This is a genomic window from Streptomyces virginiae (assembly GCF_041432505.1).
Classification (GTDB): domain Bacteria; phylum Actinomycetota; class Actinomycetes; order Streptomycetales; family Streptomycetaceae; genus Streptomyces; species Streptomyces virginiae_A.
Genome location: NZ_CP107871.1, coordinates 8,425,187 through 8,450,801 on the forward strand (window position 1 = coordinate 8,425,187; position 25,615 = coordinate 8,450,801).

General features: G+C 71.4%; 28 protein-coding genes. 12 read left to right on the forward strand and 16 right to left on the reverse strand.

Translation table 11 applies throughout. The features are described from left to right. Positions 1-76: 76 nt before the first annotated feature. Positions 77-208, reverse strand: coding sequence for a hypothetical protein (locus OG624_RS38850; protein ID WP_371640565.1), 132 nt, complete (start codon positions 206-208; stop codon positions 77-79). 224 nt (positions 209-432) lie between these two features. On the opposite strand from OG624_RS38850, the gene OG624_RS38855 reads away from it, so the two are divergent. Continuing rightward, positions 433-678: a DUF6158 family protein gene (locus tag OG624_RS38855; RefSeq protein ID WP_033216576.1), complete on the forward strand. Its 246-nt coding sequence runs from the start codon at positions 433-435 to the stop codon at positions 676-678. 119 nt (positions 679-797) lie between these two features. Here OG624_RS38855 and OG624_RS38860 read toward each other — a convergent pair whose 3' ends face one another. From OG624_RS38860 to rpmG, 4 genes are all read right to left on the reverse strand, one after another. Beyond that, the gene (locus tag OG624_RS38860; protein ID WP_033216578.1) at positions 798-1,511 is read right to left on the reverse strand and encodes an alpha/beta fold hydrolase; all 714 of its coding nucleotides are present in this window, start codon (positions 1,509-1,511) and stop codon (positions 798-800) included. 73 nt (positions 1,512-1,584) lie between these two features. Further along, positions 1,585-2,727 (reverse strand): GTP-binding protein, encoded by a 1,143-nt coding sequence (locus OG624_RS38865; protein WP_371589580.1) that lies wholly within the window; start codon positions 2,725-2,727, stop codon positions 1,585-1,587. Beyond that, positions 2,724-2,972, reverse strand: coding sequence for a type B 50S ribosomal protein L31 (locus OG624_RS38870; protein ID WP_033216582.1), 249 nt, complete (start codon positions 2,970-2,972; stop codon positions 2,724-2,726). Before OG624_RS38870 ends, OG624_RS38865 begins: the two co-directional genes overlap by 4 nt. A gap of 50 nt (positions 2,973-3,022) precedes the next feature. Next, on the reverse strand, positions 3,023-3,187 hold the full coding sequence (rpmG, locus tag OG624_RS38875; protein ID WP_030718078.1) for a 50S ribosomal protein L33: 165 nt from the start codon (positions 3,185-3,187) through the stop codon (positions 3,023-3,025). A gap of 109 nt (positions 3,188-3,296) precedes the next feature. Here rpmG and OG624_RS38880 point away from each other — a divergent pair, with 109 nt between their 5' ends. Both OG624_RS38880 and OG624_RS38885 read left to right on the forward strand, forming a co-directional pair. Next, positions 3,297-3,878, forward strand: a complete 582-nt coding sequence (locus OG624_RS38880) for a TetR/AcrR family transcriptional regulator (protein ID WP_033216584.1) — start codon at positions 3,297-3,299, stop codon at positions 3,876-3,878. A 47-nt stretch (positions 3,879-3,925) separates the two neighbouring features. Further along, positions 3,926-5,449, forward strand: a complete 1,524-nt coding sequence (locus tag OG624_RS38885; RefSeq protein WP_033216586.1) for an MFS transporter — start codon at positions 3,926-3,928, stop codon at positions 5,447-5,449. Here OG624_RS38885 and OG624_RS38890 read toward each other — a convergent pair. Beyond that, positions 5,412-6,791 (reverse strand): helix-turn-helix transcriptional regulator, encoded by a 1,380-nt coding sequence (locus tag OG624_RS38890; RefSeq protein WP_033216588.1) that lies wholly within the window; start codon positions 6,789-6,791, stop codon positions 5,412-5,414. The genes OG624_RS38885 and OG624_RS38890 overlap by 38 nt on opposite strands. A 138-nt stretch (positions 6,792-6,929) precedes the next feature. On the opposite strand from OG624_RS38890, the gene OG624_RS38895 reads away from it, so the two are divergent. Beyond that, complete coding sequence (locus OG624_RS38895; protein ID WP_078909081.1) at positions 6,930-8,297, forward strand: M64 family metallopeptidase; 1,368 nt, start codon at positions 6,930-6,932, stop codon at positions 8,295-8,297. Positions 8,298-8,491: 194 nt separating this feature from the next. On the opposite strand, the gene OG624_RS38900 is transcribed toward OG624_RS38895, so the two are convergent. Further along, positions 8,492-9,250: a hypothetical protein gene (locus tag OG624_RS38900; RefSeq protein ID WP_371640566.1), complete on the reverse strand. Its 759-nt coding sequence runs from the start codon at positions 9,248-9,250 to the stop codon at positions 8,492-8,494. Positions 9,251-9,525: 275 nt separating this feature from the next. Between OG624_RS38900 and OG624_RS38905 the strand changes: the two genes are divergently transcribed. Beyond that, complete coding sequence (locus OG624_RS38905) at positions 9,526-10,584, forward strand: vWA domain-containing protein (protein ID WP_033216590.1); 1,059 nt, start codon at positions 9,526-9,528, stop codon at positions 10,582-10,584. A 16-nt stretch (positions 10,585-10,600) separates the two neighbouring features. On the opposite strand, the gene OG624_RS38910 is transcribed toward OG624_RS38905, so the two are convergent. From OG624_RS38910 to OG624_RS38925, 4 genes are all read right to left on the reverse strand, one after another. Continuing rightward, positions 10,601-12,064, reverse strand: coding sequence for a hypothetical protein (locus OG624_RS38910; RefSeq protein WP_371640567.1), 1,464 nt, complete (start codon positions 12,062-12,064; stop codon positions 10,601-10,603). A 56-nt stretch (positions 12,065-12,120) separates the two neighbouring features. After that, positions 12,121-12,462, reverse strand: a complete 342-nt coding sequence (locus OG624_RS38915) for a hypothetical protein (RefSeq protein WP_033216591.1) — start codon at positions 12,460-12,462, stop codon at positions 12,121-12,123. 202 nt (positions 12,463-12,664) lie between these two features. Then, entirely contained in the window at positions 12,665-12,853 is a 189-nt protein-coding gene (locus OG624_RS38920) for a DUF6381 family protein (RefSeq protein ID WP_030718106.1), read from the reverse strand. 123 nt (positions 12,854-12,976) lie between these two features. Continuing rightward, the gene (locus tag OG624_RS38925) at positions 12,977-13,723 is read right to left on the reverse strand and encodes a VOC family protein (protein WP_033216593.1); all 747 of its coding nucleotides are present in this window, start codon (positions 13,721-13,723) and stop codon (positions 12,977-12,979) included. A gap of 244 nt (positions 13,724-13,967) precedes the next feature. Here OG624_RS38925 and OG624_RS38930 point away from each other — a divergent pair, with 244 nt between their 5' ends. After that, positions 13,968-14,945, forward strand: coding sequence for an isopenicillin N synthase family dioxygenase (locus OG624_RS38930; RefSeq protein WP_033216595.1), 978 nt, complete (start codon positions 13,968-13,970; stop codon positions 14,943-14,945). Between the two features lie 89 nt (positions 14,946-15,034). After that, positions 15,035-16,270, forward strand: a complete 1,236-nt coding sequence (locus OG624_RS38935) for an alpha/beta hydrolase family protein (RefSeq protein WP_371640568.1) — start codon at positions 15,035-15,037, stop codon at positions 16,268-16,270. A gap of 61 nt (positions 16,271-16,331) precedes the next feature. On the opposite strand, the gene OG624_RS38940 is transcribed toward OG624_RS38935, so the two are convergent. Further along, positions 16,332-17,621, reverse strand: coding sequence for a sulfite oxidase (locus OG624_RS38940; protein ID WP_033216597.1), 1,290 nt, complete (start codon positions 17,619-17,621; stop codon positions 16,332-16,334). 149 nt (positions 17,622-17,770) lie between these two features. On the opposite strand from OG624_RS38940, the gene OG624_RS38945 reads away from it, so the two are divergent. Further along, positions 17,771-18,304, forward strand: a complete 534-nt coding sequence (locus OG624_RS38945) for a GNAT family N-acetyltransferase (RefSeq protein WP_033216599.1) — start codon at positions 17,771-17,773, stop codon at positions 18,302-18,304. Between the two features lie 37 nt (positions 18,305-18,341). On the opposite strand, the gene OG624_RS38950 is transcribed toward OG624_RS38945, so the two are convergent. Beyond that, positions 18,342-19,292: an SDR family NAD(P)-dependent oxidoreductase gene (locus OG624_RS38950; RefSeq protein WP_371640569.1), complete on the reverse strand. Its 951-nt coding sequence runs from the start codon at positions 19,290-19,292 to the stop codon at positions 18,342-18,344. Positions 19,293-19,573: 281 nt separating this feature from the next. On the opposite strand from OG624_RS38950, the gene OG624_RS38955 reads away from it, so the two are divergent. After that, a complete protein-coding gene (locus OG624_RS38955) occupies positions 19,574-20,299 on the forward strand; it encodes a hypothetical protein (protein ID WP_033216603.1) in 726 nt (241 codons plus the stop codon). Positions 20,300-20,356: 57 nt separating this feature from the next. On the opposite strand, the gene OG624_RS38960 is transcribed toward OG624_RS38955, so the two are convergent. Continuing rightward, positions 20,357-21,004: an SRPBCC family protein gene (locus OG624_RS38960; protein ID WP_371640570.1), complete on the reverse strand. Its 648-nt coding sequence runs from the start codon at positions 21,002-21,004 to the stop codon at positions 20,357-20,359. Between the two features lie 148 nt (positions 21,005-21,152). Between OG624_RS38960 and OG624_RS38965 the strand changes: the two genes are divergently transcribed. Both OG624_RS38965 and OG624_RS38970 read left to right on the forward strand, forming a co-directional pair. Beyond that, on the forward strand, positions 21,153-21,470 hold the full coding sequence (locus tag OG624_RS38965) for a hypothetical protein (protein ID WP_244290693.1): 318 nt from the start codon (positions 21,153-21,155) through the stop codon (positions 21,468-21,470). A 676-nt stretch (positions 21,471-22,146) separates the two neighbouring features. Beyond that, positions 22,147-22,563, forward strand: coding sequence for an LppU/SCO3897 family protein (locus OG624_RS38970; RefSeq protein WP_371640571.1), 417 nt, complete (start codon positions 22,147-22,149; stop codon positions 22,561-22,563). A gap of 463 nt (positions 22,564-23,026) precedes the next feature. On the opposite strand, the gene OG624_RS38975 is transcribed toward OG624_RS38970, so the two are convergent. Continuing rightward, positions 23,027-23,245 (reverse strand): hypothetical protein, encoded by a 219-nt coding sequence (locus OG624_RS38975; protein WP_371640572.1) that lies wholly within the window; start codon positions 23,243-23,245, stop codon positions 23,027-23,029. Positions 23,246-23,654: 409 nt separating this feature from the next. Next, positions 23,655-24,125 carry a DUF4259 domain-containing protein gene (locus OG624_RS38980; RefSeq protein ID WP_371589590.1) on the reverse strand — a complete coding sequence of 157 codons (471 nt, stop codon included), beginning with the start codon at positions 24,123-24,125 and terminating at the stop codon, positions 23,655-23,657. Positions 24,126-24,800: 675 nt separating this feature from the next. Between OG624_RS38980 and OG624_RS38985 the strand changes: the two genes are divergently transcribed. After that, entirely contained in the window at positions 24,801-25,535 is a 735-nt protein-coding gene (locus tag OG624_RS38985) for a dienelactone hydrolase family protein (RefSeq protein WP_371589591.1), read from the forward strand. Positions 25,536-25,615: the final 80 nt, after the last annotated feature.

Here is a 25,615-nt window from a genome sequence, read left to right on the forward strand (position 1 = left end):
CTACTCACCCTGGTGGGTCGCGAACGCCGGCAGACGGTCACGTCCGACGGGATGTCAGGCCGCGTCCTACGACCGGTCAGGCCATGGCGCGACGTGTCAGACCACGGACGGGGCGATCTTTCCCCGGGTCCGCCCGCAGTCGGTCGGTCTCGACCAGGGAGGCCACCGCGCGCAGCGCGGCCTGGTCGGGCTCGCGCCGCGCCCACACGTGCCTGGGTCCTGGAGCGGCTCGGCGAACCGGTGACCCTGGCCGACATGGCCGCGCAGGCGAAGGTCAGCGTCCGCCGGCGTCTCGCCCCACGCCTACCGCCGTACCTTCCGCGCGGCACGTCCGGCCCCGGAGGCCCCCTCCCGTGGTGCGGGGCATGATGGAGTGGCCGGGGAGGTAAGCCCACTGTGATCCCGTGGCCCGGTGGAGGAGGTGCACGTGCCATGACGGAGCACGACGGCGGTCCGTCGGCGCAGAAACTGGAGGAGGGCCGGCTGCTCAAGGAGCTGGAGGCCATCCACCGCACGCGCCACGAGACCCTGTTGCACGGGTCCGACGACGCTCTGGTCACCCATACGAAGCGGATGAACGAGCTGGAGCACGAGTACGTACGCCGCCACCCGCAGCGGGCCCAGACCGCGGGCCGCACCCGCTCAGGAGCCCGCGCCCGCAGCACCGGCGACGACTAGGGCCTGTGTCCCCAAGCGACTCGCCGCAGTTCGAACCCGTGCTGAGGAAGGTCCGCGTGCCCCGCATCGGGCCGGGCCGGCCGCGCGTCCGAAACCGGCCCGCAGGCATGGAGGTGCTCTCACTCCACGGCAGCACCGAGGAGAATCTGCGCCAGCTCGCGCGGCCGGGAGAACATCGGCCAATGGCCGGTGTCCATCGTGACCAGCCGCCAGCGCTCGCTGTTCAGCAGCTCGGCCACCTCTTCGTCGGGCTCGGCGTCGTCGGGCTCGGCCCCCGGCATCACGCACAGGACGTATGTCGCCGGAAGTTCACCGAGCGGCCCCGACAGCACAGCGGGCTCGGTCAGCGTGGCACCCGGGTGAGGCGTCGAGCCACGCACGAGGCGTGCGATCTGCTCATCGGTGAGACCTTCGCCGTCGTAATGAGCAGCCGGCGCGAGCGGCCAGAACCCTCCGCTCTCGGCGATCGATGCCTCCACCGCCGCCCCGCCGTCCGGCCAGGCGGAGACGAACGACTCGCCGTCGGTCGGAACACTCGAGTCGACGAACACCACGCGGGCCAGTCGGTCACCGATCCGCTCCGCGGCCTGACCCACCGGGATGCCCGCGTAGCTGTGACCCACCAGGACCACGTCACGCAGACCCTGGCGTTCCACCTCGGCGACGATGTCCTGGACGTGAGTCGCTTGCCCCGCCGGTACACCCTGCTTGTCGGCAAGACCGGACAGCGTCAACGGATGGACGCCGTGGCCGGCCGCGCGCAGATACGGCACCACCTCGCCCCACGCCCACGCCCCGAGCCGTGCACCCGCAACCAGCACGTAATTCGCCATGTCCGCACCGTAGCCGGGCAGCCTGACGATCTCCTAGGAAATACTTTTCGATGCACGCCCTGGGCTCAGGGCGTCAGGAGACGGGGTCGAGGAGGGCGCCGAAGGCGGTCGGCAGGCGCTTCCACGCTTCCCGCCCGGCGGCGAACTCGGCGTCGGTCAGCAGGCACGAGTCGAGGAGCCGCACCAGGCCCTCGCGGTCGAGGTCGGGTGAGGTGAAGGTCAGGTACTGGCAACGGTCGCCGTGCTCGGGATGCCAGCCCAGCGCGGCGGCCGCCCTGCGCGCGGGAGTAACCAACTCCCACGCGGCGTCCGGCAGCGAAGCCAGCCACGGGCCGCTGTTCTCCACGCACAGCGCACCGCCCGCGGCCTCCCAGGCCAGCAGGGTGTCGGGGCGGTCGGCGAGCCAGAAGCGGCCGCGGCTGCGGGCGGCCGCCGCGGCGAGGTCCTCCAGGGCCTCGTAGAGCCGTTCCGGGTGGAAGGGTCGGTGACGATGCCAGACGAGCGTGGCGACCCCGGCCTCGTCCGCGTCCTGCGGCAGCAGCGCGCACGCCGGATGCTGGGCGGCGGCCGCCGCCGCGGTGTCGAAACCGGCGAAGGCCACGCGCGCGAGTTCACCGGACCCGGTCGCCACCCGACGGGCCGTCGGGTGCAGCTGCGCCAGCAGGGCACGGTTCTCGTCGTCCGCCTCCGGGCTGTCGACGAGCGCGAGGACGGGGGCGTACTCGAGCTGCCGGGCCCAGGTGTCCCCGACGGTCCGCCGGTCGGTGGGGGCCGCCGCGAGCCCCGCCTGCGCCAGGTCGTCCCCGTTGGCCAGGTACGGCAGGACGAGGGCGGGGTCGACGGCGGTGATCACATTGGTGAGGTCGAGGGCTTCACCGCCGTGGGTGGCCACGACCTCGGCCATGGCGCGCGGTTCGACGGAGTCCCACAGCTCGACGACGGCGAGCCGGGTCAGCCCGTCCGCGGCGAGCCGCCACAGTTCCGGGAGCAGATCCGCCCGCAGCGCGCAGCACGCGCAGTCGTTCACGAGCGGGGCTTCGCCCCGGGACAGTTCGCCCGAGGCGTCGCGCACCAGGCGCCGTACGGTCCCCTCGGTCGCCGTGGCCAGGTCGTGGTGGAGGGCGACGCTGCCCGGTACGGCGGCCAGCAGCTCCTGCACCGCGCCGCGGCGGGCGTCGCCGTGGAGCCCGCCGACGATGACGACGGGCAGGGTCACCGCGTGCTCCCGTAGCGGCGCTGGAAGCGCTCGACGCGGCCGGCGGTGTCCAGGACGCGGGCGGTGCCGGTGTAGAAGGGGTGGCTGCGCGAGGAGATCTCGACGTCGACGACGGGGTAGGTGCGGCCGTCCTCCCACTCGATCGTCCGGTCGCTCGTTGCGGTCGACCGGGTGAGGAATGCGAAGTCGGCGGCCTTGTCGCGGAAGACGACGGGGCCGTAGGCGGGGTGGATTCCGGGCTTCACGGTGCGCTCCTTCGTAAAGGTGGGGGCGGGGTCAGGGGCCGGGGGTGGGGTCAGCGCTCTTCGCGGAAGTCGACGTGCCGACGGGCGACCGGGTCGAACTTGCGCAGCACCATGCGGTCGGGGTCGTTGCGCCGGTTCTTGCGGGTGACGTAGGTGTAGCCGGTTCCCGCGGTGGAGCGGAGCTTGACGATCGGGCGTACTTCGTTGCGTGCCATGCAGGCAGTATACGGAAATGATTGCCATTTTCAATAGAGGTCCGCCTGTGAGTGCTCTTTGCTTCGAATGAGACAATCTTGTATCGTCCGAGGCGAAGGAGGCTCACTGATGGTGAACGAAGAAGAACTGCTGGACGGCGCCGCCCGCGTCCTCGCCGGCGATCACAGCGCCTCGATGGTGCAGATCGCCGCCGGCATCGGCACCAGCCGCGCCACACTGAGCCGCCGCTACGCCACCCGCGAGGCCCTGCTCAAGGCCGTCGCCGTCCGGGCGATCGAGGTGGTCGACGGGTGCCTCGCCCCCCTCGACCTGACGCGGTGCGCCGACGCGGCCGCCTTCGACGCCGCCATCGAGGAACTGGTCGTCGCCCTGATGCCCGCCGCACACCTCTACGGCTTCACCTCGCGCGACGCCACCGTCCTCGCGGACCCGGAGTTCCGCGCCGGCGTGGACCGGCAGGACCAGCAGGCCGTGGCCTTCCTCGCGCTCGGTCAGCGGCTGGGCCGACTGCGCGCGGACCTGCCGCCGTACTGGATCTGGTACTCGCTCTGGGGTCTGCTCGACGCCGCCGCCGAGGGCGTCCGCGACGGGCACTTCGCCCCGCGCCAGATCGGCCACCTGGTGCTGACCTCCTTCCTCAGCGGGACACGGCCGCTCGCGCAGCCCCCCGCCGGCGCTCCGGCGCCCTGAAGCCTCCTCTCCACCGTGCGCAACGGCGCACCTCTGAACGGAACCTCATGCACACCCCCGCGCAGGCCCCCCATAGGTGGATCGTCCTGGCGATCCTCTCCGGCAGCCTCCTGCTCATCTCCATGGACACCACGATCCTCAACGTGGCCTTCCCCTCGCTCGTCGGCGACCTCCAGCCCGGCGCCGTCCAGCAGCTGTGGATCATCGACGTCTACGCGCTCGCCCTGTCCGGACTGCTGGTCACCGCGGGTGCGCTCGGTGACCGCTGGGGCCGCAAGCGGCTGCTCATGGCGGGCTTCGGCATCTTCTCGCTCGCCTCGCTCATAGCCGTGTTCTCCACCGAGGCCTGGCACGTGATAGCGGCCCGCGCCCTGCTCGGCATCGGCGGCGCGGCCATCATGCCCTCCACCGTGTCCATCCTGCGCACCGTCTTCACCGACGCCAAGGAGCGGGCCTTCGCGCTCGCCGTCTGGGCGGCCGTCTTCGGCGGCGGCATGGCCTTCGGTCCGGTCGTCGGCGGACTCCTGGTCCAGGACTTCGGCTGGCACTCCGCCTTCCTCCTCAACCTGCCCGTCGCCGCCGTCATCGTCGCGGCCGGCCTGCGCTACCTGCCCGAATCGCGCTCACCGCGCGCCGCCGGAAGCTGGGACTGGTGGGGCGTCGGCCAGTCGATCGTCGGCATGCTCGCCCTCGCGGGCGGAATCAAGCAGCTCGGCAAGAGCGGCATCGCCGACCCGCTGCCCTGGGCCCTGCTCCTGATCGCCGCCGCTCTGCTGACCGTCTTCGTACGCCGCCAGCTGCGCCTGGACAATCCGCTGCTGCAGGTACGGCTGTTCGCCAAGCCCGCCTTCAGCGTCGCGGCCACCGCGATCTTCCTGCCCATGGTGGGCATGGGCGCGATCCTGTTCCTCGTCACCCAGTGGTTCCAGTACGGCGAGGGCTACACCCCGCTGGAGGCCGGACTGCGCCTGCTCCCGGCCCCGCTGGCGCTGATCGTCGCCTCGATCATGGCGCCCTCGCTGATGCACCGCTTCGCCATCCGCCACGTGCTCGGCGCCGGACTGGTCGTCCTCGCCGTCGGCATGGCCCTGCCCTGGACCTTCCAGCAGTTCACCGACCTCGGCTACCTGGCCTTCGCCGCCGCCCTGACCGTGATGGGCCTGGGCGCCGGCCTCGCCACCACCGTGGCCTCGGTGACCCTGGTCTCCGCCGCCCCCGCGGCCGAGGTCTCCAGCGCCGCCGCCATCGAGGAGACCTGCTACGAACTCGGCTCGGCCATGGGCGTCGCGGTCCTCGGCTCCACCGCGGCCGCGCTCTACCGGGGCAACCTGCCCGCCCTGGAGCTGGACGGCCCCAGCACCGCCGCCGTACAGGGCTCCGTCGGTGAGGCCGCGCACACCGCCGAACGCATCGGCGGCGCCGTCGGCCAGGCCCTGCTCGACACCGCCTCGCACGCCTACACCCTGGCGATCACCCCGGCGTTCCTGCTGGCCGCCGTACTCGCGGTCGCCGCGGCGGCCACGACCTGGACCCTCATTCCGCGGGACCTGCAGCCCACCGAGAACCACTGACCCGGGCGGGCCGCAGGGCGGGTGCGGCGGGCGCCGGGCCCAGGGTGGTGGTGCCGGGCGCCGCCCGGTGCCCCAGGCCCGTGCGGTACGCGTCCATGGCCGCCTCGACCCGGCCCGTACGCCGCAGCAGATCGCCCAACAGTCGGCACAGGTCCGCGAGATCGCCGGTCGCCCCACTGCGTTCCAGCAGCGCCAGCGCCTGGACGTAGTGCTCCTCGGCGGCCTCCGACTCACCGCGCTCCTCGGCCATCAGGCCGAGGAGCCGGTGCGCGCCGCCCGCGTGCACGGCGCCGTGACTGTCCCCCAGCTCCAGCAGCGCCGAGAGGAGTCCGGCGGCCTCCTCGTAGCGGCCGAGCCGGCGCAGTACGTCGGCCAGCTCGACCTCCACCTGCGCCGTGTAGAGCCCGGCGCGACGAGCCGACAGCATGTCCCGGGCGATCCGCAACTCCCGCTCGGCCGAAGCCAGATCGCCGTTCTGCGCGAGTACGTACCCGCGCATCCAGTGACAGTGGGCCAGATCGGTCCGTAGCCGTAGCTGCCCGTAGATCTCCTGGGCCTTGGCCAGTGAGGCGTCGGCATCGGCCACGCGGCCCCCGGCCAGGAACGTCCGGGCCACCTGCCGGTGCATGCCCGCCACCAGTGCCGGGTCGCTGACCTGCGGAGCAAGTGCGAGCGCGAGCTCGGCGGCGCGGGCGGCCCGGGCGTGGGCGCCCATGTCGAGATACGGCCCGATGATCGCGGCGTTGAGCAGCACCAACGCCTCGGGATCCGCCAGCCCGCTCGCACCCAGCTCGTCGATGGTGGATTCGAGGAGGTAACAGGCATAGCGCAGCTCACCGGCGAGCAGGTGCGCGACGGCCCGGCCGCGGATCGGGCGGGCCCGGCGGGGCAGCGGCTCATCGGCGAGGAGGCGCTCCACGACCTCGAAGTGGCCGATCGCGTCGAGCAGTTCACCGGACTCCAGCGCGCACTCACCGAGCCCGAGCCGGGCTTCCGCCTGCTCGGGGACCAACCCGAGCTCCTCGGCCTCCGTGAGCAGCCGCCGGTAGCGCGCGGCGGCCTCGTCGGCCGCACCCGTGGCGAGCGTCTGCTGGGCGTCGGTGAGGGCGAGCCGTAGTTCGGTGGCCAGGTGGGCGGGGCGGCCGGTGGCGAGCTCCTCGTACGAGGTGCCCAGGCGGGCGGCGAGGAAACGCAGCGCCGTCTCCGAGGGCCGGACCTTGCCCGACTCCAGTGTGGAGATGTAGGCGGAGGTGTAGGAGGGCTCTGCCAACTGCCTCTGAGTCAAACCGAGTTCACCGCGCATGCGCTGCACCCTGCGGCCGATCCGGGCCGGTTCGTCCATGGATTCCCCCTGGTGGTTCGAACTCCCCAGTATTCAGGGGGAGCAGGCATTGCGCACGCCCCGCTCGCCCCCTAGTTTAAGCAACCGATTCACTGCACTTAACAAGCTGCTTAACTTCCGTTCCCGGGGGAGTACTTCATGGATCCAGTCAGAGACTCGGGCCGGCGACCGGCCGTGCGCACGGCGGTGCGCGCGGCCGTCGCGATGGTCTGCGCGACCGCCGCGCTGGTGGCCGCCGGACCCGCCGACGCGGCCGACGCCCCGGCGAAGCAGCGGATCGAGGTCGAGATCCCCGGGCCGGAGCACGGTGGTGACGCCGGATCGGGTCACGCTCGGGTACCGGCCGCCGGCAGCCCCGCCAAGACCACGAGCCGACTGTCCCCCGCGGAGCGGTCGGCCGACGGTCAGGTCACCAAGATGATCGACAACGGCTCCACGGCCGACCGCCTCGACGTCGTGGTCATCGGAGACGGGTACACCGCCGACGAATTGGCCCGGTTCCACACCGACGCCGAGCAGAAATGGGCCGAGGTGACCGCCGTCGAGCCCTACACCACGTACCGGAACCTCTTCAACGTCTGGACGGTCGACGCCGTCTCGCACGACTCGGGAGTCTCCGGCGACCCCGACCCGGCCACCGTCCGCGACACCGCCCTCGGCTCCTTCTTCTGGTGCGAGGACATCGAGCGGCTGCTCTGCATCGACCAGCCCAAGGTGGACGCGTACGTGGCGAAGGCCCCCGCCGCCGACCTCGTCATCGTCCTGGCCAACAGCGCCAAGTACGGCGGAGCGGGCTACAACGAGCCCAGCGCGACCCTGGGGTACGAGGGGATATCGACGGCCTCGGCCGGTCACCCGAAGTCCGGCCAGGTCGCCATCCACGAGACCGGCCACTCCCTCGGCAAGCTCGCCGACGAGTACTTCTACGCGGGCGTCCCGGAGTACGAGAAGTACGCCGGCCCCGAGCCCGGCGAATCCAACAGCTCGGCCCTGCCGGCCGACCGCATGGCCGCGCAGCGCGCCAAGTGGTACCGCTGGCTCGGCGAGGAATCACCCGACGGCGGCACGGTCGGTGCGTACGAGGGCGGCAACTACTTCGTGACCGGGCTGTACCGGCCCACCGACAACTCCCTCATGCGGGTCCTGGGCAAGCCCTTCAACCTGCCCGGTGTCGAGTCGATGATCGCCGGTTTCTACCAGCACGCCCGGATCGCCACCCCGCTCACCCCGACCGACCGCACCCTGCGGCTGCGCCACACGGCGAAGGTCTCCGTACCGAAGCTGTCCGGAGCGGACGGCCGGCAGCCCGTGGTCCGCTGGTACCTCGACGGTCGGGAGCTGAGGCGCTTCGAGGGCCGCACCGAGGTCTCGGTGGCGGAACTGTGGCTCTTCGACTTCCGCACGCACCGTCTGACGGTCACGGCCGAGGACCGCACCCCGTCGGTGCGCGACCCCAAGGTGAAGCGCACCCTGCGCTCCTCGGTCGACTGGAACGTCCGACTCTGAGAACGGCGTCCGGTCGGACGATTCCCGCCCGAAGGTGGGGGGAGCCTGCCACGATGGTGAACCCGCCGTTCCGCGCCGCGAGGAGGACGAGTTGACCGGTCCGCAGGCCAAGGGGCCGAAGCTGCCACCGAGCTACCCGCCGAAGTCGCCTCCACCGCAGAAGAAGCCGGTGGAGGCGCCGCGACCGCGGCCGGTCACGAAACCCCAGGTCGTGCCACCGGCCCCGCTCGGCGGCGCGACGCGTCCAGGGCTTCCCGCACCTGGCGGTGTCCGGCTTCGTCGCGCGACCACACGAGCGTCCGGCGCCCGGGGTCTTGGGGATCCCACGTGTCCTCATCCATGACGGCGACGCCGTCCGACAGCCGCCATCGTGAAGGACCCCAGGAGGCTTCGGGCACGTCCACCAGGCCGTCGAGGAGCACGACGGCCTCGGCGGTCGGACCGCCGACGGGCCACGGCCTCCACGCGGCGACGCTGTCGGCGAGGGCATGCGATTCGATCAGGTGCGGGACGGAAGGGGCGAGGGGGAGGTAGGGGCTGCTGCCGTTGATGTCGGTGCCCACGCCGCCATCGGTGTGGATCAGGTCCCGGCACGGTTTCGACACGTGCTCACCGATCCATTCGACGTACCAGCCACCCCTCCGGCGGTCCTGCCACGCGGCCGTCCGCACCCCGAGGTGGTTGTACTCCCACTCGCGGGCGCCCTCGTACCGCTCTCCGCCGATCAGCCGACTGCGGCGCACCACGTAGCGCAGGCCCCCGAACCTCTGCTCGAATCCCTCGAGTCGGATGATGAGCTCGATGGGGGCGGGGACGCTCTTCCCCGTACGATCCCGCACGCGCCAGAGCTCTGTCGGCAACGCGAACGGAGTCGGCCGCTCCCGCCGGCCCGTGCGACGCAACAGGTCCTGTGCGCGCTCGGAGAGCCGGGACAGGTCTTCCAGGATGTGCATCCTGAACTTCATTTCCGAAGGAAGGGCTGCTGTCGGGCGATCACACTACCGGGCCGGGCCGGGCCTCGGCCGTGGTCAGCGGCAGTCGCGGAGCCAGTGAGGTCTCGACGGCGGCCGAACAGCAGGTACGCCTCACGCAACGCCGCCGGCAGCCGGACACCGAGCCTCTCCTCGGCGGCGACCAGATCGGCCTCCGCCGCTCGTCAGGGGCGTTGTCAGTGGCTGCTCCTAGTGTGGAGACATCACTCGGGGAGCTTCGGAGAAGGAGCAGAATCATGTCCGCCAACAGGATCCAGCACAAGGTGAACCACGTCGCGCTGGTCGTGGACTGTTCCGGTTCGATGCGTCAGCACCAGGGTCAACTGATCCGCGTCGTGGATGAGTTCGTGGCCGGACTGAAGGCGGAGTCGGACAGTCTCGGGCATGAGACCCGGATCAGCCTCTACTCCTTCGACCACCGGGTGGAGAATCTGGTCTGGGACATGGACGTGAAGCACCTGCCGTCCATGCGGGGTCTGTACAAGGTCAACAACGGCGCGACGGCGCTCATCGAAGCCTCGCTGAAGTCGCTGGACGACCTGGGCCACATCTGGGAGGAGTACGGCGAGCACAGCTTCCTCCAGATCGTGGTGACGGACGGCGAGGAGAACGCCTCCGGCGGGGACCGGCGGCACGACGGGGACATGGCGATACTCGGGCCCTGGCTCGACAGGATCGCCGCGAAGATGGGTGCGCTTCCGGGTCACTGGACGTCCGCGATCCTCGTTCCGAACTCCCTGGCCAAGCGGACCGCCCAGAACTACGGTTTCCCGGCCGGCAACATCGCCATCTGGGACGCGGATTCCCAGGAAGGCGTCGAGGAGGCGATCGGCACCGTCCGCGCCGCCGCCACCAGCTTCCTGCGCGGCCGCGAGAAGGGGGTGCGCGGGACGAAGAACCTGTTCGCGGTCGGTCAGGACATCTCGGTCGACGACGTACGGGCGAACCTCGAACCGGTCCCGGCCGACAAGTACCGCCTCCTGAAGGTCGACGAGGAGGTCGGGATCCGGTCCTTCGTCGACTCGCATCCGGGCGTCACCTACGAACGCGGATCCTGCTACTACCAGTTGGGCACCCGGGTCCAGGTACAGGCCGACAAGGAGGTCATCGTGGTCGAGAAGGACACCGACCGTGCGTACACGGGCGACGCGGCACGCAGTCTCCTCTTCGGTACGGGCATCCAGGGGACCGTCTCCGTGAAGGCGGGGCACAATCCCAAGTTGGAGGTGTACGTGCAGAGCCGCTCGGTGAACCGGAAGCTCAAGCCCAGGACGCGTCTGCTGATCATGCTCTGAACCCGTCCCGTACGGTTCACAGCTCCGCGACGGCGAGGATCGCCTCCATGGCTTCGTGGGGGAGTTGGGGAGAGCCGGCCGCGGCCCGGGCCGTGCGCAAATCGGTGTCCCCCAGCAGCAGGAGCAGGGACGGGGCCGGCAGGTTCGGGTGGGCGGCCGCCTCGCGGCGGACCCGGGCTTCGTCGTCCCGGGCGAGGCGCTCGACGAACTCGGCGGGCAGTTCGGGGTCCCGGAGGGCGAGGGCGCGCATCCTGGGATCCGGATCGGTGGCGAACCGACGCATCGTCTCGGGCGGGAAGACCGCGTTGTCGGCCGGGCTGCCGGGCCACTTGCGGTTCTCCTCGTGCGCACGCTCAAGGCGTTCGGCGGTGTCCGGGTCGAGCACGGACACGGCCGCGGCCATCGTCTTGCGGACCTCGCTGTCGGGGTCCTCGAACAGGCGGGCGATCGCCGTCCGCGGCAGGGCGTCGCCGGCAGCCGCGGCCGAGCGGCGGAACGCCGGGTACGGGGAATCGACGTAGGGGAGAGGATCCTCCAACACCCACACCACGATGCGTATGCGCAGCTCCATCATCGCGATGGAGCAGAAGACGTCCTCCTCGTCCGCGTCGAAGGGGTCCATCCTCGTCTTCTCCGAGCCGGCCAACAGGCCGGCATGGATCACCTCGCGCAGGCTCTCCGCCGTGTCCTTCCGCAGGAAGACCTTCACGCGGACCATCGGATCCTCGTCGCGCCCCAGCAGGGCCACCAGATCCGCGGGGAGTTCCGGGTGCTCCGCGAGGGCGCCGCGCACATCGGGGTCCTCGTCGGCCGCCAACCGGTGTGCCGTCCCCGGATCGAGGTCGAGGTGGGCCACCACACCCGCCCGGGTCACGGGGTCGGCGAGCAGTGCCGGATGGAGATCGGCGGGCGGTACGGGGTGGGGCAGCCGACGGAAGTAGGTCGCGCAGGCGGCCGCCCGGACCGTGGCATCGGTGTCGGTCAGCAGGGTGCGGCGGATTTCCTCCGGGGCCTCGGTCCACCACTGCGCGAGCTCGGCGCGCACCGCGGGGTCCGGATCGGTGGCCAGGCGGGCCCGCAGATCGGACGGCGACCGCCGGTTGGCCGCGGCGGCCTGACGTACCTGCGCGGACCGGTCGGCGACGAACGCCTCGACCAGGTCCCGGGGGAGGGGCGCGTCACGGCCGGCGAGCGCCGAGCGCACCGCGGCGTCATCGCCGCGTACCAGCCTGCGCTTCATCCCGACCGGAAGGTCCGGGTTGCAGGCGAGCGCGTGGGTCGCCCCGCCGTGACCGAGTGCGTCGATCTCCTCGGCCAGCTGCTGCGTCAGATCGCTCCGCCACCTGGCCGCTTCGTCGCGGGCTCCACGGTGGTGAAGCAGCCGCCGCAGGAGCGGAACCGGCAGTCGCGCGTTCCGCGCCAGCGCCATGAGTACCTCGTCGGGATCAACGAGGACGGGACGACGCGGCGGGGTCTGCATAGCGGATCATGTTATGTCGGTCGGCTGTTCGGGCGGCGGGCTTTTTCGTCCTGTGCTCAGTGGGGCAGCTGCTCGACCACGCTCGTGCCGCTGCCCTCCTGCGACTCCCAGGTCCACGTCTCCTCCAGCCGCAGGCGACCGTCGGGCAGTTCCGTGAGGAGTGAGGTGCAATGCCCGGACGCGGTCGTCCCGTCGAGGCGGAGCTGGACGTAGCGGAAGTCGAGGGTGCGGCCGGCCCGGGTGCCGACGAGGTGGCCCATGGCCACGTCCCCGCCACGGTATTCGGCCCAGACGCGGTCGTCCTGCTCGTGGTATTCGAACCGGGTCTGCCGGCCGACCTGTCCGGGGGCCTGGTCGGCCACGGGGGCGAAGACGAGGCCGTCGAGCGAGCGTGCCACGGGTGACTCCTGGGGTAAGGCGGTCCGGGGCAGCAGCCTATGCGGTCGGTCGCGGCCGCTCGCGATCGTTCGCGGATCTTGTCGAGACGACGGCGCAGACGTCCGGGGTCGATGACCGCGCAACGGCCGGTGGCCGCGGCGACGGGGGATCGCGGCGGACACCGGCCGGTGCGTGGGGAAAGGGGGGAGGGGAGAGGCCGGGCTACATGGGGTCCATGCCCCGGTCGTCCATACGGCCCTCCTGCTCGCTCTGCTCCTGGAGGCGGCGGGCCTTCTCCTTCAGCCGGCGGCGCTCCTCCGGGTCGGTGGACCGCTCGGCCGCGTCGTTCAGCTCCTTCGCCTTGGCGCGCATCTGCTGGGACCGGCCTCGGGACTCACCTGAAACGCTCATGTTCGCTCCTCGGATCTGTGGGGGAGAGCGGGCGGATTCAGCGAACCAGGACTGCCGTGCGCCCGCATCTCGAAGCGCCCCCGAGTGTGAGTCGCCCCCTGATTCGACGACCGACGGCGACGGTCAGTCCGCGTCCGACCCGAGGGCCGTGGTGAGCGTGAACAGGGCCCCGTCCGGGTCGCGCAGCGTCACCCACCGCTCCGTCGCGTTCGAGGTGATGTCCGAGACGGGCCGCCCGCCCAGCGAGACGGCGGCCGCCATCGCCGGCTGGAGCTTCGGCACCCGGAAGTGGACGTGCCAGCGGGGCCGGGTGTGGGGGGAGTAGGAGGCGATCTCCACGGGGCCGCTGTTCAGGCGGGCGACGGGTTCGCCGTCCTGCCGCAGCACGACCTGGTCCTCCTCGTACGAGACCTCGCAGCAGCCGGTCCGGCCGGTGGCCCACTCCAGCACCGCGCCGTAGAACATCGCCGCGTCCAGCGCGTTCCTGGTCCGCAGTTCCAGCCAGGCGGGTGACGGGCCCCGGCCCACCCGCCAGTCCGCCTCCACATTGCCCTCCCAGATCCCGAAGACGGCGCCGTCCGGATCGGCCACGAGCGCCGCGCGGCCGCCCGACTCGAAGGACACCGGGCCGACCGCGATCGTGCCCGTCCGCTCACGGATCCGGTCCACCGCCACATCGGCGTCGTCGACGGCGAAGTACGGGGTCCAGGCCGCCGCGACCCCCAGGTCCGCGGCCAGTGCCCCGATGCCCGCCACCGGGACACGGCCCTGGAAGGCCACCGAGAATGCCTCGCCGAGGCGGGTCGGGCGGAACCTCCAGCCCACGACCGCACCGTAGAAGTGCTGGGCCGTACCGAGGTCGCGCGTCATCAGGCTCACCCAGCACGGTGCCCCGAAGACTTCCCTCGTCGAAATCTCCACCACTCGCTCCGTCCCTGACCAGCCGCTCGCCCTCCTCCTCATTCTGGTCCTTCTCGGGACGATCCTCGCGAATGACAAGGGTGAATGCGTACAGAAGGTGTCCGAGAATCACGCTCCGTGGCGATCCCGTCCGATGGCGCGCGGCGATAACCTCGGTCCCGGACGCCCCGCAGCCCCGGAAGGCAGGTCTCCCATGGCCGGATCCCAGATTCCCGTGATCGATCTCGGGCCGTGGCGGTCCGGTGGACCCGAGGCCCGCGCCCGTACGGCCGCCCGCGTCGACGAGGCCCTGCGTGCGGCCGGCTTCCTGCTGGTCACCGGGCATGGCGTGGACCCCGCACTGCCCGCGCGGATCCGGGAGGCGGCGAGTGAGTTCTTCCGGCTGCCCGCGACCGCGAAGACGCCGTACGCCGTCACGGTCGGCGGCCGGGGCTGGCTCGGCCCCGGGGCGGAGGCCAACAGCTACGCCGAGGGCACGGCCTCGCCGCCCGACCTCAAGGAATCGTGGTCGTTCGCCGCCGAGGAGCCCACCGGCGTTCCCTCCGTGGACGCCGAATGGTTCGAGCCCAACGTCTGGCCGGCCGAGGTGCCGCGGCTACGACCGCTGGTGACGGAGTACCTGCGGCTGATGCGGAACCTCTCCGACGAGTTGCTGGAACTCCTGGCCGGTGCCCTGGGCCTGGGGGAGGACCACTTCACCCGCCACACCTCGCACCCCACCTGGGGGTTCAACCTCAACTGGTACCCGGGCACCGAGGTCGTCGGCCCGCCGCTGCCCGGCCAGTTCCGTATCGGCGCGCACACCGACTTCGGTACGGTCACGGTCCTCGACCGGCAGCTGGGCGCGGGCGGGCTCCAGATCCACACCGACGCCGACGGCTGGCAGGACGCGCCCTTCGACCCCGGGGCGCTCACCGTCAACATCGGTGACCTGATGGCCCGTTGGACGGGCGATCGCTGGCGCGCGGGCCGCCACCGGGTGCTGCCGCCGCCCACGGACACCCCCACGGAGGAGCTGATCTCCCTCGTCTACTTCTACGAATGCGACCCGCACACCCGGGTGGAGTCCCTGCCCGCGCCCGTCGGCCGGGTGGTGCACGACCCCGTCGACTCCCACACGTACCTGCGGGGCAAGCTCGACTCGATCAGCGTGGCTCATACCCAGGAGTGACCGGGCGCCTCCTCGTCACCCCGGAGTCGGACGGCGGATCGCTCTCGTAGCTGACGATCCGCCAAGATCGGCCGCATAGCGTGAAGTTCATGAAGCCGATGACGTCCACGAAGTCGACGACGAAGCCCATGACGTTCACGACGAGCCGCAGGACCGCGGCCTCCGTGGCTCTTCTCGCCCTCCTCCTGCCGCTCCCGCTCGCCACCGCCGGCACCGCGTTCGCCGCGGACACCTCCGTCACCGTCGCCGGGCCCCCGGCGGCCGGCCCCGAGAGCCGCCGCACGACGGTGGAACTCCCGCGCCCCACCGGCCGTTTCGCGGTCGGCCGGGAGGACCTGCACCTGGTGGACCGCAGCCGCACGGACCCCTGGGCCGGTTCCGGTCCGCGCGAACTCATGGTCACCATGCGCTACCCGGCGCGGCACGACACCGGCCGCACCACCCGCTACCTCACCTCCGAGGAGGCCCGCCTGCTGCTCGTCGACCGGGGGCTGGACCAGGTGATCCCGGTCGAGACCCTGACCGGCACCCGCACCCACGACCGGACGGGCGCCCGCCCGGCCGCCGGACGGTACCCGCTGATCGTGCTCTCCCCGGGCTTCACCACCCACCGGTCCACGCTCACCGCGCTCGCCGAGGACCTGGCGTCCCGCGGCTACGTCGTCGCCTCCGTCGACCACGCCTACGAAAGCGTCGGCACCGCCTTCCCCGGCGGGCGCGTCCTCACGTGCCTGGCCTGCGAGAAGGTCACGGACGAGGCCGGCTACCGGACCGTGGGCGAGACCCGCGCCCGCGACGTGTCCTTCCTCCTGGACCGCCTCACCGGACGCAACCCCGTCTGGAGGCACGCCGGACTCGTCGACAAGAGCCGGATCGCGATGGCCGGCCATTCCATCGGCGGCTCCTCGACCGCCGCCGCTATGGCCGCCGATCCCAGGATCCGGGCCGGGATCAACATGGACGGCGGCTTCTCCACGCCGCTCCCCGCGACCGGACTCGGTGGGCGCCCGTTCATGCTGCTCGGCGCACAGCAGCGCGGCCCCGGCGGCAACGCGAGCTGGGACCGTGACTGGCCGCTGCTCGACGGCTGGAAGCGCTGGATCACCTTCGCCGACTCCGGCCACTTCACCTTCACCGACTTCCCGGCGATCGGCGAACAGTTGGGCCTGCCCGACGAGGAGGCCCCGCTGCCCGGCGCCCGCTCCGTCGAACTGACCCGCCGCTATGTGGCCGCCTTCTTCGACCAGCACCTGGGAGGCCGTCCGCAGCCCGTGCTCGACGGCCCGTCCGCGGACGCGCCGGAGGTCCGCTTCCACACCCCCTGACCCCGGCGGCCACGGCGCCAGAAGCCAGAGGCCAGAGGCCAGGGGGTCAGGGGTCAGGGGGTCAGACCACCGTGACCGGGTGGCGGACCACCGCGTCGAAGAGGTACCCCTGCGTGTTGTGCACCGACCGATCGGGCTGCGTCCGCCCGGTCGCGTCGGTGGCCCGCGCCAACAGCGACGTCGCCCCCGTGGCCCGCGGGGTCCACGGCACCGACCAGCGCACCCAGCCACCGCGGCGCGGGGTGTCGTGCAGGTGGGCCCGCCGCCAGTGGCCGCCTCCGTCCGTGCTGACGTCGATCCGGGTGACCGGCGCCGCCGCTGACCAGGAACGGCCGGTCAGCAGCCGGGTCCGGTGTACGGGAACGGTGGCCCCCAGCTCCAGCTCGAAGGCGCTCTTGAGGGTCTGACGGGTCAGCGGGGCACTGCCCTGGGCCGGGTGCTCGGGGCCGAACAGCCGGTACATGTCGGTGTTCCAGGGCGAGTACAGCGGCTCTCCGCTCACCTCGATGTCCCCGACCCACTTGATCGACGAGATCCCGACCCAGTCCGGGACCACGAGGCGGACGGGCCCGCCGTGATCGGGCGGCAGCGGCCGCCCGTTCATCTCGTAGGCCAGCAGGACGTCGTCCAGCGCCTTCGAGATCGGCAGCGGGCGCCGCACCCGGCCAAGGTTCACCCCGTTCGCCACCACCTCCTCGTCCAGCCCGCGCGGCAGGACGTCCACGGCGCCGCGGGCCACGCCCGCCAGGCGCAGTACGTCCGACAGCCGTGCGCCGCGCCAGCGCGCGACGCCGATCGCGCCCAGGGTCCAGGCGGTGCCCGTGACCGGCTGGCCCTGCTGCGTGGTGTAGAAGCTGCGGCCGTTGCCCGCGCACTCGATGAACAGCGTCCGCTCCACCGATCGGAGGGCGCGCAGCCGCGCGTACGACAGCTCCAGCGGGCCGCCGGTCAGCCCGTCGCCCCACACCGTCAGCCGCCACCCGTCGGCATCGATCCGCGGGGTCGAGGTGTGGTTGCGTACGAAGAACCGGTCGATCGGGGTGAGCTCGCCCGTGCCGCGCAGCGCCGCGAAGTTCGTCTCCGCGTTCGTACCGCGAAGGGTGAACAGCTCGGGCGGCAGCGGCTTGACGGTGCGCGGCACCGGGTCGGCGACGGGTGCGACCGTCCCGGCCGGCGCGGCCGCGGCCGCGGCGCCGCCGGCGGCCACGCCCAGCGATCCGGCGGCGGCCCCCGCCGCGAACAGCTTCAGCAGATCACGGCGGTCCACTCCGGCGGAGCGGGCGCGGCCGCGCGTCCACTGCCGCAGGCGCGTACGGTCGTACCGGCTCTCGTCCGACAGATCGAGGGGCATGGCAGGAGCACTCCTTGGTCGCGGTTCCCACGGACCGTAGAGGCCCGCGGGGAGTCGCGGGAACCTTCCCGTGGCGCCTGCCACGAATCCGCAACATCCCCGCAACGGCCGATTACCGCTGGTCGGCGGAATTTCGGCAGGATGTGGGCATGACCGAGATCCGTACCCCCCGACTTCTCCTCCGCCGCTGGACCGACGACGACCTCGTCCCGCTCTCGGAGATCAACGCCGATCCGGAGGTGATGCGCTGGATCGAAGAGGGCGAGACCCTCGACCTGGACCGCACCGCCGAGGACATCGAGCGCTGGGAGGAGGAGTGGGACGAGGAGGGCTTCGGCATCTTCGCCGTCGAGCTCCTGGGCTCCGGCGAGCTGATCGGCGCCGTCGGCCTCTCGATCCCCGAGTACCTGCCCGAGGTACTGCCGCACGCCGAGATCACCTGGCGGCTCGGTCGCCAGTACTGGGGCCAGGGCTATGCGTCCGAGGCCGCCCAGGCCACGTTGGAGTTCGCCCTGCAGGACCGCGGCCTGGACCGGGTCGTCGCGATCAACCGGGCGGGCAACGAGGACTCCGAGAACGTGATCCGCAAGCTCGGCATGGTCCTGGAGCGCGACACCACGGACCCCCGGTACGGGCACCTCCTGCAGATCCACGGCATCGACCTCACCGAGTACGAGGCCTGAGACCGCCCGCAACCGGTGGACGGGCCTGCCGAGCCGGTCATCCGATGGCGGCCCCGGGATCGACGCCGGTCAGGTCACCGCTCGCGTCCCACAACCGGTCCGCGACCGACCGGTCGGCGAGGTGGGTCCATAGCGGGTAGGGGTGGGGTTCGCCGCGCAGGCCGAAGACGCGCGGTCCCCACAGCCGGTCGCCGCGCACGGCCGGATCGAGCACCGCTCGGACCGCGGGCCACGCCCCGGCGTGCTTGCCCTGGAGGAGAAGGGCCGCAGGGGCCGCGCCCAGCCGCGCTCCGGCGGTTCGCGCATGGAGCGGTGGCCGTGACGGGGTGAGGGAGTCCAACGCGCCCCCGGGATGGACCACCACGCTCGTCACCGTGCTACCGGCCGTGCGCAGGCGGCGGTCGAGTTCGACGGCGAAGTACATCTGCGCCAACTTGGAGCGTCCGTAGCTGCGCTTGGGCCGATAGTCCTCGCGGGACTGAAGGTCGTCCGGGTCGAGCCGCTCGGACTTCGCCGCGAAGCTGCCCATGGTCACGACGCGGGCCGCCGGCGCGGCCGACAGCAGGGGCATCAGCCACCGGGTCAAGGCGAAGTGTCCGAGATGGTTCGTGCCGAACATGAGCTCGTGGCCGTGCCGGGTCTCCCCGCGCGGCGGGTCGTCGAGCGCGACGCCGGCGTTGTGGACCACCGCGTCGAGGTGCTCCACCTCCAAGGCCTCCGGCACCGTTTCGAGCGACGGGAGGTCGGCGAGGTCGAGCCGTACGGCCCGCACCCGCGCCCCGGCCACGCGCGCACGGATCGAGGCCGCGGCGGCTGCGGCCTTGGCGGGATTCCGGCTGCCGAGTACGACGGTGGCTCCGGTGGTCGACAACTGCTCGGCGACGAAGTACCCGATGCCCGCGTTGCCGCCGGTGACCAGGAAGACGCGCCCCTCGGCGCGCGGCAGCCGTCGGACATTCCACGGCGGGGTCAAGGATGTGGACGACATGGCGTCGGGGCTCTCTTCCGGAGGAAGGCGGCCGCGACTGTTTCGCCGGCCACTCGACACCCACGGTGCGGGCGGCCACCGGCAGATCACCGATGGATCACCGACAGTCCCGCCGGGCGGCCGACATTCCGCCCACAGGGGGCCGGACCGTCGGACGACACGGCGGCCGTGCGCTCAGGGACCGACGGTTTCGGAATCACTGAATCCGGGGACGGTGTCCCGGTATCGCCGTGATTGTCCCCGCGCCGCGGCGGCGCCCGACGCGACATCAGAGGGAGACCATGGGCTGGAAAGGCGCACGTCGCAAGGCCACATCGACCACGCTGGCCGCAGTGGTGGCCCTCGTCCTGGCGGCCGGGACCCCGGTCGGCGCCCAACCTCGGACGGGGACCGTACCGCCGTTCGGGGCCGTGGCCGTGGGGCGTAACGCCGCCCCGGCTCCGACTCCCCCTCCACCCCGCCTCCCCCGGGACTTCCGCGGCAAGGGCAAGTGGATCGTCCGGGACCTGGACATCACGGTGCCGTTCACCTGGGAAGGGCGGGACGGCGACAGCCAGATGACCGCGGGGGGCCCGCAGTACCCGATCTGGTTCACCAACCTGATCTACCACGACACGCTCTACACGCTGACGTACAAGTGGCCCGGTCTGAACGAGCACCCCTGCTCACGCATCCCCGGCTTCAACCTGGAGGCGCTCAACGAGGGCTTCGAGAACGCCCGGTTCGTCGGGCGGGAGACCCTCCGGCGCACCCCGGAGCGGCGTGTGAACCACTGGAGGGTGGGCGTGGTCGTCCCGGAGTTGCCTCCGGGGAACTACCCGCGCCTGCCGCTCGCGCTGGGTGACATCTACGTCGACGAGAAGGATCGGGGCACCTTCTGGCAGGTGCTGCAGTTCGGAATCCAGAACCTCTACGACCCGGAGCTCGACGAGTGGCTGGTCATGGACACCTTCGAGCACCGGCCGGGCACCGTGACGCTCCCTCAGCGGTGCGAGCCGCCCCGCTGACCGAGTCCACCCGAACCGTGCGGGCGTCGGCGTCGGCGTCGGCGCCGGCTCCGCGGGTCAGCGCGGCTGATGGTGGGCGCGGGCCTCGGCGGTGGCCTTGAGGTCGCTCAGCCATCCTTCGAGTCCCTGGCGGAGGATGGTGGTCGCGGTGCGGACGTCGGCGTCGACCTGAGGGCCGGTGTGGGTCTCCTCGGTGGTCACCCGGACGCCGCCGCGGGTCTTGGCGAAGGTCCACACGTGGACGCCGTCGATGTGTAGGCCCTCGCCCGTCGCGGGCCCCGTCCAGCGCACGCAGGCGTGGTGCCTGAGCTGCTCGACGGTCGAGGTGATCTGCAGACTGGTGGCCGGAGTCGGGTTCGGGGGAACCGGGGTGGTCCACCGGAAGGCGGACCCCCGGCGGAGCGGGCCCGGGTCGAGGCGTTCCGCGGTCGTCACGGGGGCCTGCCAGGACGGCCAGCCTTCGACGTCGGTCTGCAGGTTCCAGACCGTGCGCAGGGGAGCGTCGATGACGATCTCGGCCCGGTGTCGCACGCGGGCATCGCGGTTGACGCCGGCCCCACGGCAGGTAAGAGGAGTCCGGGGGCCGGGGCCGGCGGTCGCCCCGGCGGGCACGGCGGTGGCGGCGAGGAGGCCGACGACGAGCGGGATGATCGCTGGGGTGGTGCGCATGCCGGCACGGAGGCCGGTGTGATGGACGTCGGACATGGAGTTCCCCTTGGGCGTTCCGTGGACGGACAGTGCCGATCGGCAGAGACTCAATCGATTGTTAGAGCCCATAACTCGGCGCGGATGGGAGGCAAGGGGACGGGCACCGCCTCCCGCGGCGGCTGGTCGGCGAGGCATGATCTCGAACATGGATGAATCGGAACGGGACCTGCTCGCACGGCTGTGGGAAGAGCACATGCGCATGCCGTTCCCGCCGAACATGCGCGGTCGCGAGATCGAAGGGGAAGACATGGTGTATCTCGACGCGTCGATCGCCATCGGTGTCTCCTCGTCCCTGTCGGAACCCTTTGACGTGAAGCGCCGCGATGCCCTTCTCCGCTGTCTCGCGGCTGTCGAGAAGGTTCTTCCGTCGATCGATGACGCGGGCGGCGCGATCGAGCGCTACGAGCGCCTGCGTGAGATGGCCGCGTTGGCGGTGGAAAGCGGCAACGACGGCCCTCGGTAGCGTCCAATGGCGGGCCGGTGGCCCGGGCCACGCCTTGCTGTTCGGCGCCACGACGGTCGAGTTCCATCGATCGTGCGGCGGGCTGCTGCCGCAGGGTCCGTTGCCCGGGGGCGGCGGTCCGAGCGCCGCTGCCGGGGGTTCGCCGGGCGGCCCCGGGGGCCCCGACCGGGAGGAGGTCGGGGTGCGGGGCGTCCGGGTGCCGTACGGATCCGGGCGGCAGCCCGTCGTGCGGGCGGGCCTGCCCCATGACGCCGGGGGAGGGGGCGTCACGGGGGCGGGGCCCGCTGCGGAAGCCCGACCCCCAGGGCGTGGCCTCCGACACCACGCGTGTGACCCGGATTCCCCTCCTCAAACGCCCTTCGCCTCAGCAGTGCTGAGAGGACGTCACGTCCCGCTGCTCGCGAGCCCGCGAACGGAGCCGTTCCCTTGCTGTTCAGCGCGCGCGCAAGCGAGCTCCGGACGCCGCGCGCCCCGGGCCGCCGCGCGCACGCCCTCGGATGCCCGTCCCGGGTGCATCGTGCGATCTGTCCGGGGATCCGGCGGTGTGGCCTGACGGGTCGACAGGGATCACGACTCCGTATCTGATCGGAAAACGGAAGGGGAGAGTCCCTTTTGTGCGTTCGGGAGCCGGTAGCGTACGCGCGTTCGATCTCGTACACGTCCCCAAGGAACCTCCATGGCCACGCCCCCCGCGCCGCAGACCCCCGAGCAGCCCGCCGCTCCCGGCACGTCCGACGTCCCCGTCGCGCCGTCCGAACCCGCGAAGAAGAAGGGCGCCCTGGGGAAGAAGGTCCTCGGCGTCGTCGTGGCGATCGCGGTCGTACTGTTCTGGCGTCTGGGCCTTCCCTACCTGACGGGCGACGCCCCGGTGCACGCGGAGGCCGGCGACTGCGTGGTCGTCACCGGCCCGGAGAAGGATCCCAAGGTCGAGAGCAAGGGCTGCACCGAGAAGGTGGCCGACCTCTACAAGGTCGTCAAGGTCGTCGACAACACCTTCGACCTCGACAAGTGCCAGGGCGTGGCCGACGTCGCTCTCGCGCAGCAGTTCGACGCGGACAAGTTCGTCCTCTGCATGAACCCCGTCAAGAACTGACGCCCCACACACATGGCCGTAGGGGCCGGACCCGCCGGGTCCGGCCCCTACGGCGTTCCGCAGGCCGTCAGGTGGTGCGCCCGTGGCGCGGCCGAGTACCCCCTCGACGTGGACCGCGCTCGACGACCGGAAGCCCTTCTCCGAGGCCGACGTCGTTCCGGCCGGGCCGATCGCCGGCCACCGGGTCGAAGTTTGGCCGCTGTCCGGGCTGTCCTGGCTGTCGAGCGGGTTCAGGCTGTCACGGCAGCACGGAGGCAGCATCGTCGCTCTGGGCCACGTAGACGGTCACGATCGAGGCCACAGCGTCGACTTCGATCGGGCCGGCGATCCTCAGCCAAGCCAGTTCGGGCAGGTCCTCGGAGCGATCGAGTCGGCCGACCGCCTCGGCGGGCCAAGGCGACGGCAGCTTCGGCAGGTGGACGAGGGAGATCCCGTCGATGAAGGAGACGCCCAGTCCCTTCTCTCAAGGGCGGACCGAGTGGAGATGGGACAGCGAGATCACCACATCGGGCGTCCACGGCCCCTCGCGCAGCCACACGTCCAGCGTGTTGTCCTTGCGGTCCTCGTTGGACTCGTCCAAGGCGATGCGGTCGATGGAATAGGTGACGCAGGATTCCAGCGTCCGCGCCGCGTTCGTGCATCGGTTCTTGAATGCGTCGCTCGCCCCGTGTTCGTCAGTCACGGCACGAGACCAGGGCGAGCGGCACGATCCACGGAAGCGCCCTTCGGACACCTGACCGATGACGTCACCGCTGCCGCAGACCGCACCCTTCCTGTCCGGAAGTGTCCATGCCTCGCCGTTCAATGGGCGGGATCAGAGCCCAGCTCCCACGCCGGGCCGACCGAATCAAGCATCGACTGTCCGCGTCCACGGATACGACGACACCGACCTGCGGAGCGGCTACTACCACGCCCGCACTCCCCTGGAGCTCACACTCCGGCTTCCCCGCACGAAGGCACGACGCGAACTGCGTCCAGTGATCACACCCGTGGATGAACGGACTCTCCGGCGGACGGCCAACAACCCCGTGGGGGAGGGGTCGAATCCAGCTCTGACCCACGTGGCCGACGGCTCTCCCACCGCCATGTGCTCAAGTTCTGCGTCCGTGACTCTGGGTCACCGATGAGATCCCGAAGAGGGCTTCCTCTTGTGGCGGGATCGGAGGGTCAAGGACGTCGCGGAGGCGGGTGATGTCCTGGCGCCACTTCGACCAGTTCGCAGCGTCGGCCCACAGCTCGGCGAGTTCGGACCGGTCGGACACCACCTGGTCCAGGGCGTCGACGGCGAGCATGCGAAGGTCTGCAGGCAACTCCGGTAGCGGCTCTGACGGGCCATAGCTCGAACACGCCGGATCGCCGGCAGGATGCTGGGCGACGACCAGAGCCGCCGCGGCCACTGCACGCTCGCCGTCGGAGACACCCAGGAAGTCCGCAGGCCCGGCGGCACGCTTGAGCACGCCCCGGATCATGGCTTCGCGTTCCTCGAGTGCTGCCTCGTCCAGGTCACCGCCGAAGTCGGCGGCGGTGTCGTTGTCGAAGGGGCCGATGTCCCAGGTACCCATGTCTCTCCTCGCGTGGTTGCCTCGGGATCGTCGCATTGGCCGCTGACAGTGAGGCCAGTAGGCGAGCAGCACCCGCTCGCGCAGAAGCTTGAAGCCGGGGCGGGCCGGGCCGGGCCCGGCAAGATCCGAAAGAGACGGCCTGGAGGAGGCAGCGCCCGCAGGCGGTGGTCTTGACCGTTTCCGGGTGACCAGCGCCGGGGCTTGCCGAAGCTTCGTTCGCGCCCTGTCCTGCGCGCAGGCGCAACCGCCCGGTGGATCTGCCCTGACTGCTCGTTGCTGTCGAACGCGGAGACGACGACGCGACGCTCGAACCCCTGCATGACGCGACCGCGGACGACCTCGCCGGCGATGATGCCGTGGCCCTGCCGGCCGCTGCTGCGAGGAATCCACGTATGAAGGGTGTGACCACCCGGGGCCGGGCCACACCAGATCCCGGCGGGTGAAGTGCGCCCGCCATCCAGTCCTCTGCATGGAGCCGGAGTTGTGGACTACGTTATGAGGATGACTACCGGGACGGCATCGCGCCACACACGGATCGGTGACCCGGTGCTCTCCTGAGCGCCGTACGGGCCGGTGCCGGCCCGCTGCTGGATCGAGGATCTTGCGCCGCCGCGCGGGCTCCGCCTCCGTCGTGTTGATCACGGGCTCCCTACATCAACCACGACAGGAGAATCCATGCCCACCAAGACGTTGCAGATTGCCACCGCGGACGGTTCGGCCGACGCGTTCGCCGCCTTCCCAGACCGTGGCGGGCAGCGCCCGGGGGTACTGATGTACGCGGACGGCTTCGGCATCCGGCCCGTGCTGCGGGAGATGGCCCTCGAACTGGCCGAGCACGGCTACTACGTACTCGTTCCCAACGCCTTCTACCGGCACGGCCCGGCACCGGTGATCAGGCTTCCCGAGCACATCGGAGAAGACATCCGGCCCGCGGTCTTCGCCGAGCTGATGCCCTTGATCGAGGCGCACACCGCCGAGCGTGTTCTGAGCGACGCCGACGCCTACGTCAGCTTCCTCACCGCTCAGCCCGAGGTCTGCGCCGGTCCGGTCGCGGTGACCGGCTACTGCATAGGTGGCCTTTGGGCGATGCGCACCGCTGCGGCCCACCCTGGCCAGGTGGCAGCCGTCGCGGCATTCCATGGCCCGGTGGGTGCCGATGGGCCGGGCCTGTTCTCCAAGCTCACCGCCCAGGTCCACCTCGGCCACGCCGAAGGCGACATGACGCCCGAGGCCCTCGGTGAGCTCAACCAGGCTCTGGACGGTGCAGGCGTCACCTACTCCTCCGAGATCTACCCCGGCACGACCCACGGCTTCACCATGTCGGACACCGACGCGTTCAGCGCCTCCGGGCTGAAGCGCCACTGGGACCGCCTGCTCCCGTTCCTGGACCGCACCCTGCGCAACAGCTGAGGCTCCAACTCGGGTACCGACCCCGATCTACACGGCTCTGCGCCTGTTGGCCAATGCCGCCCGGGGCCTCGCCCCGCATC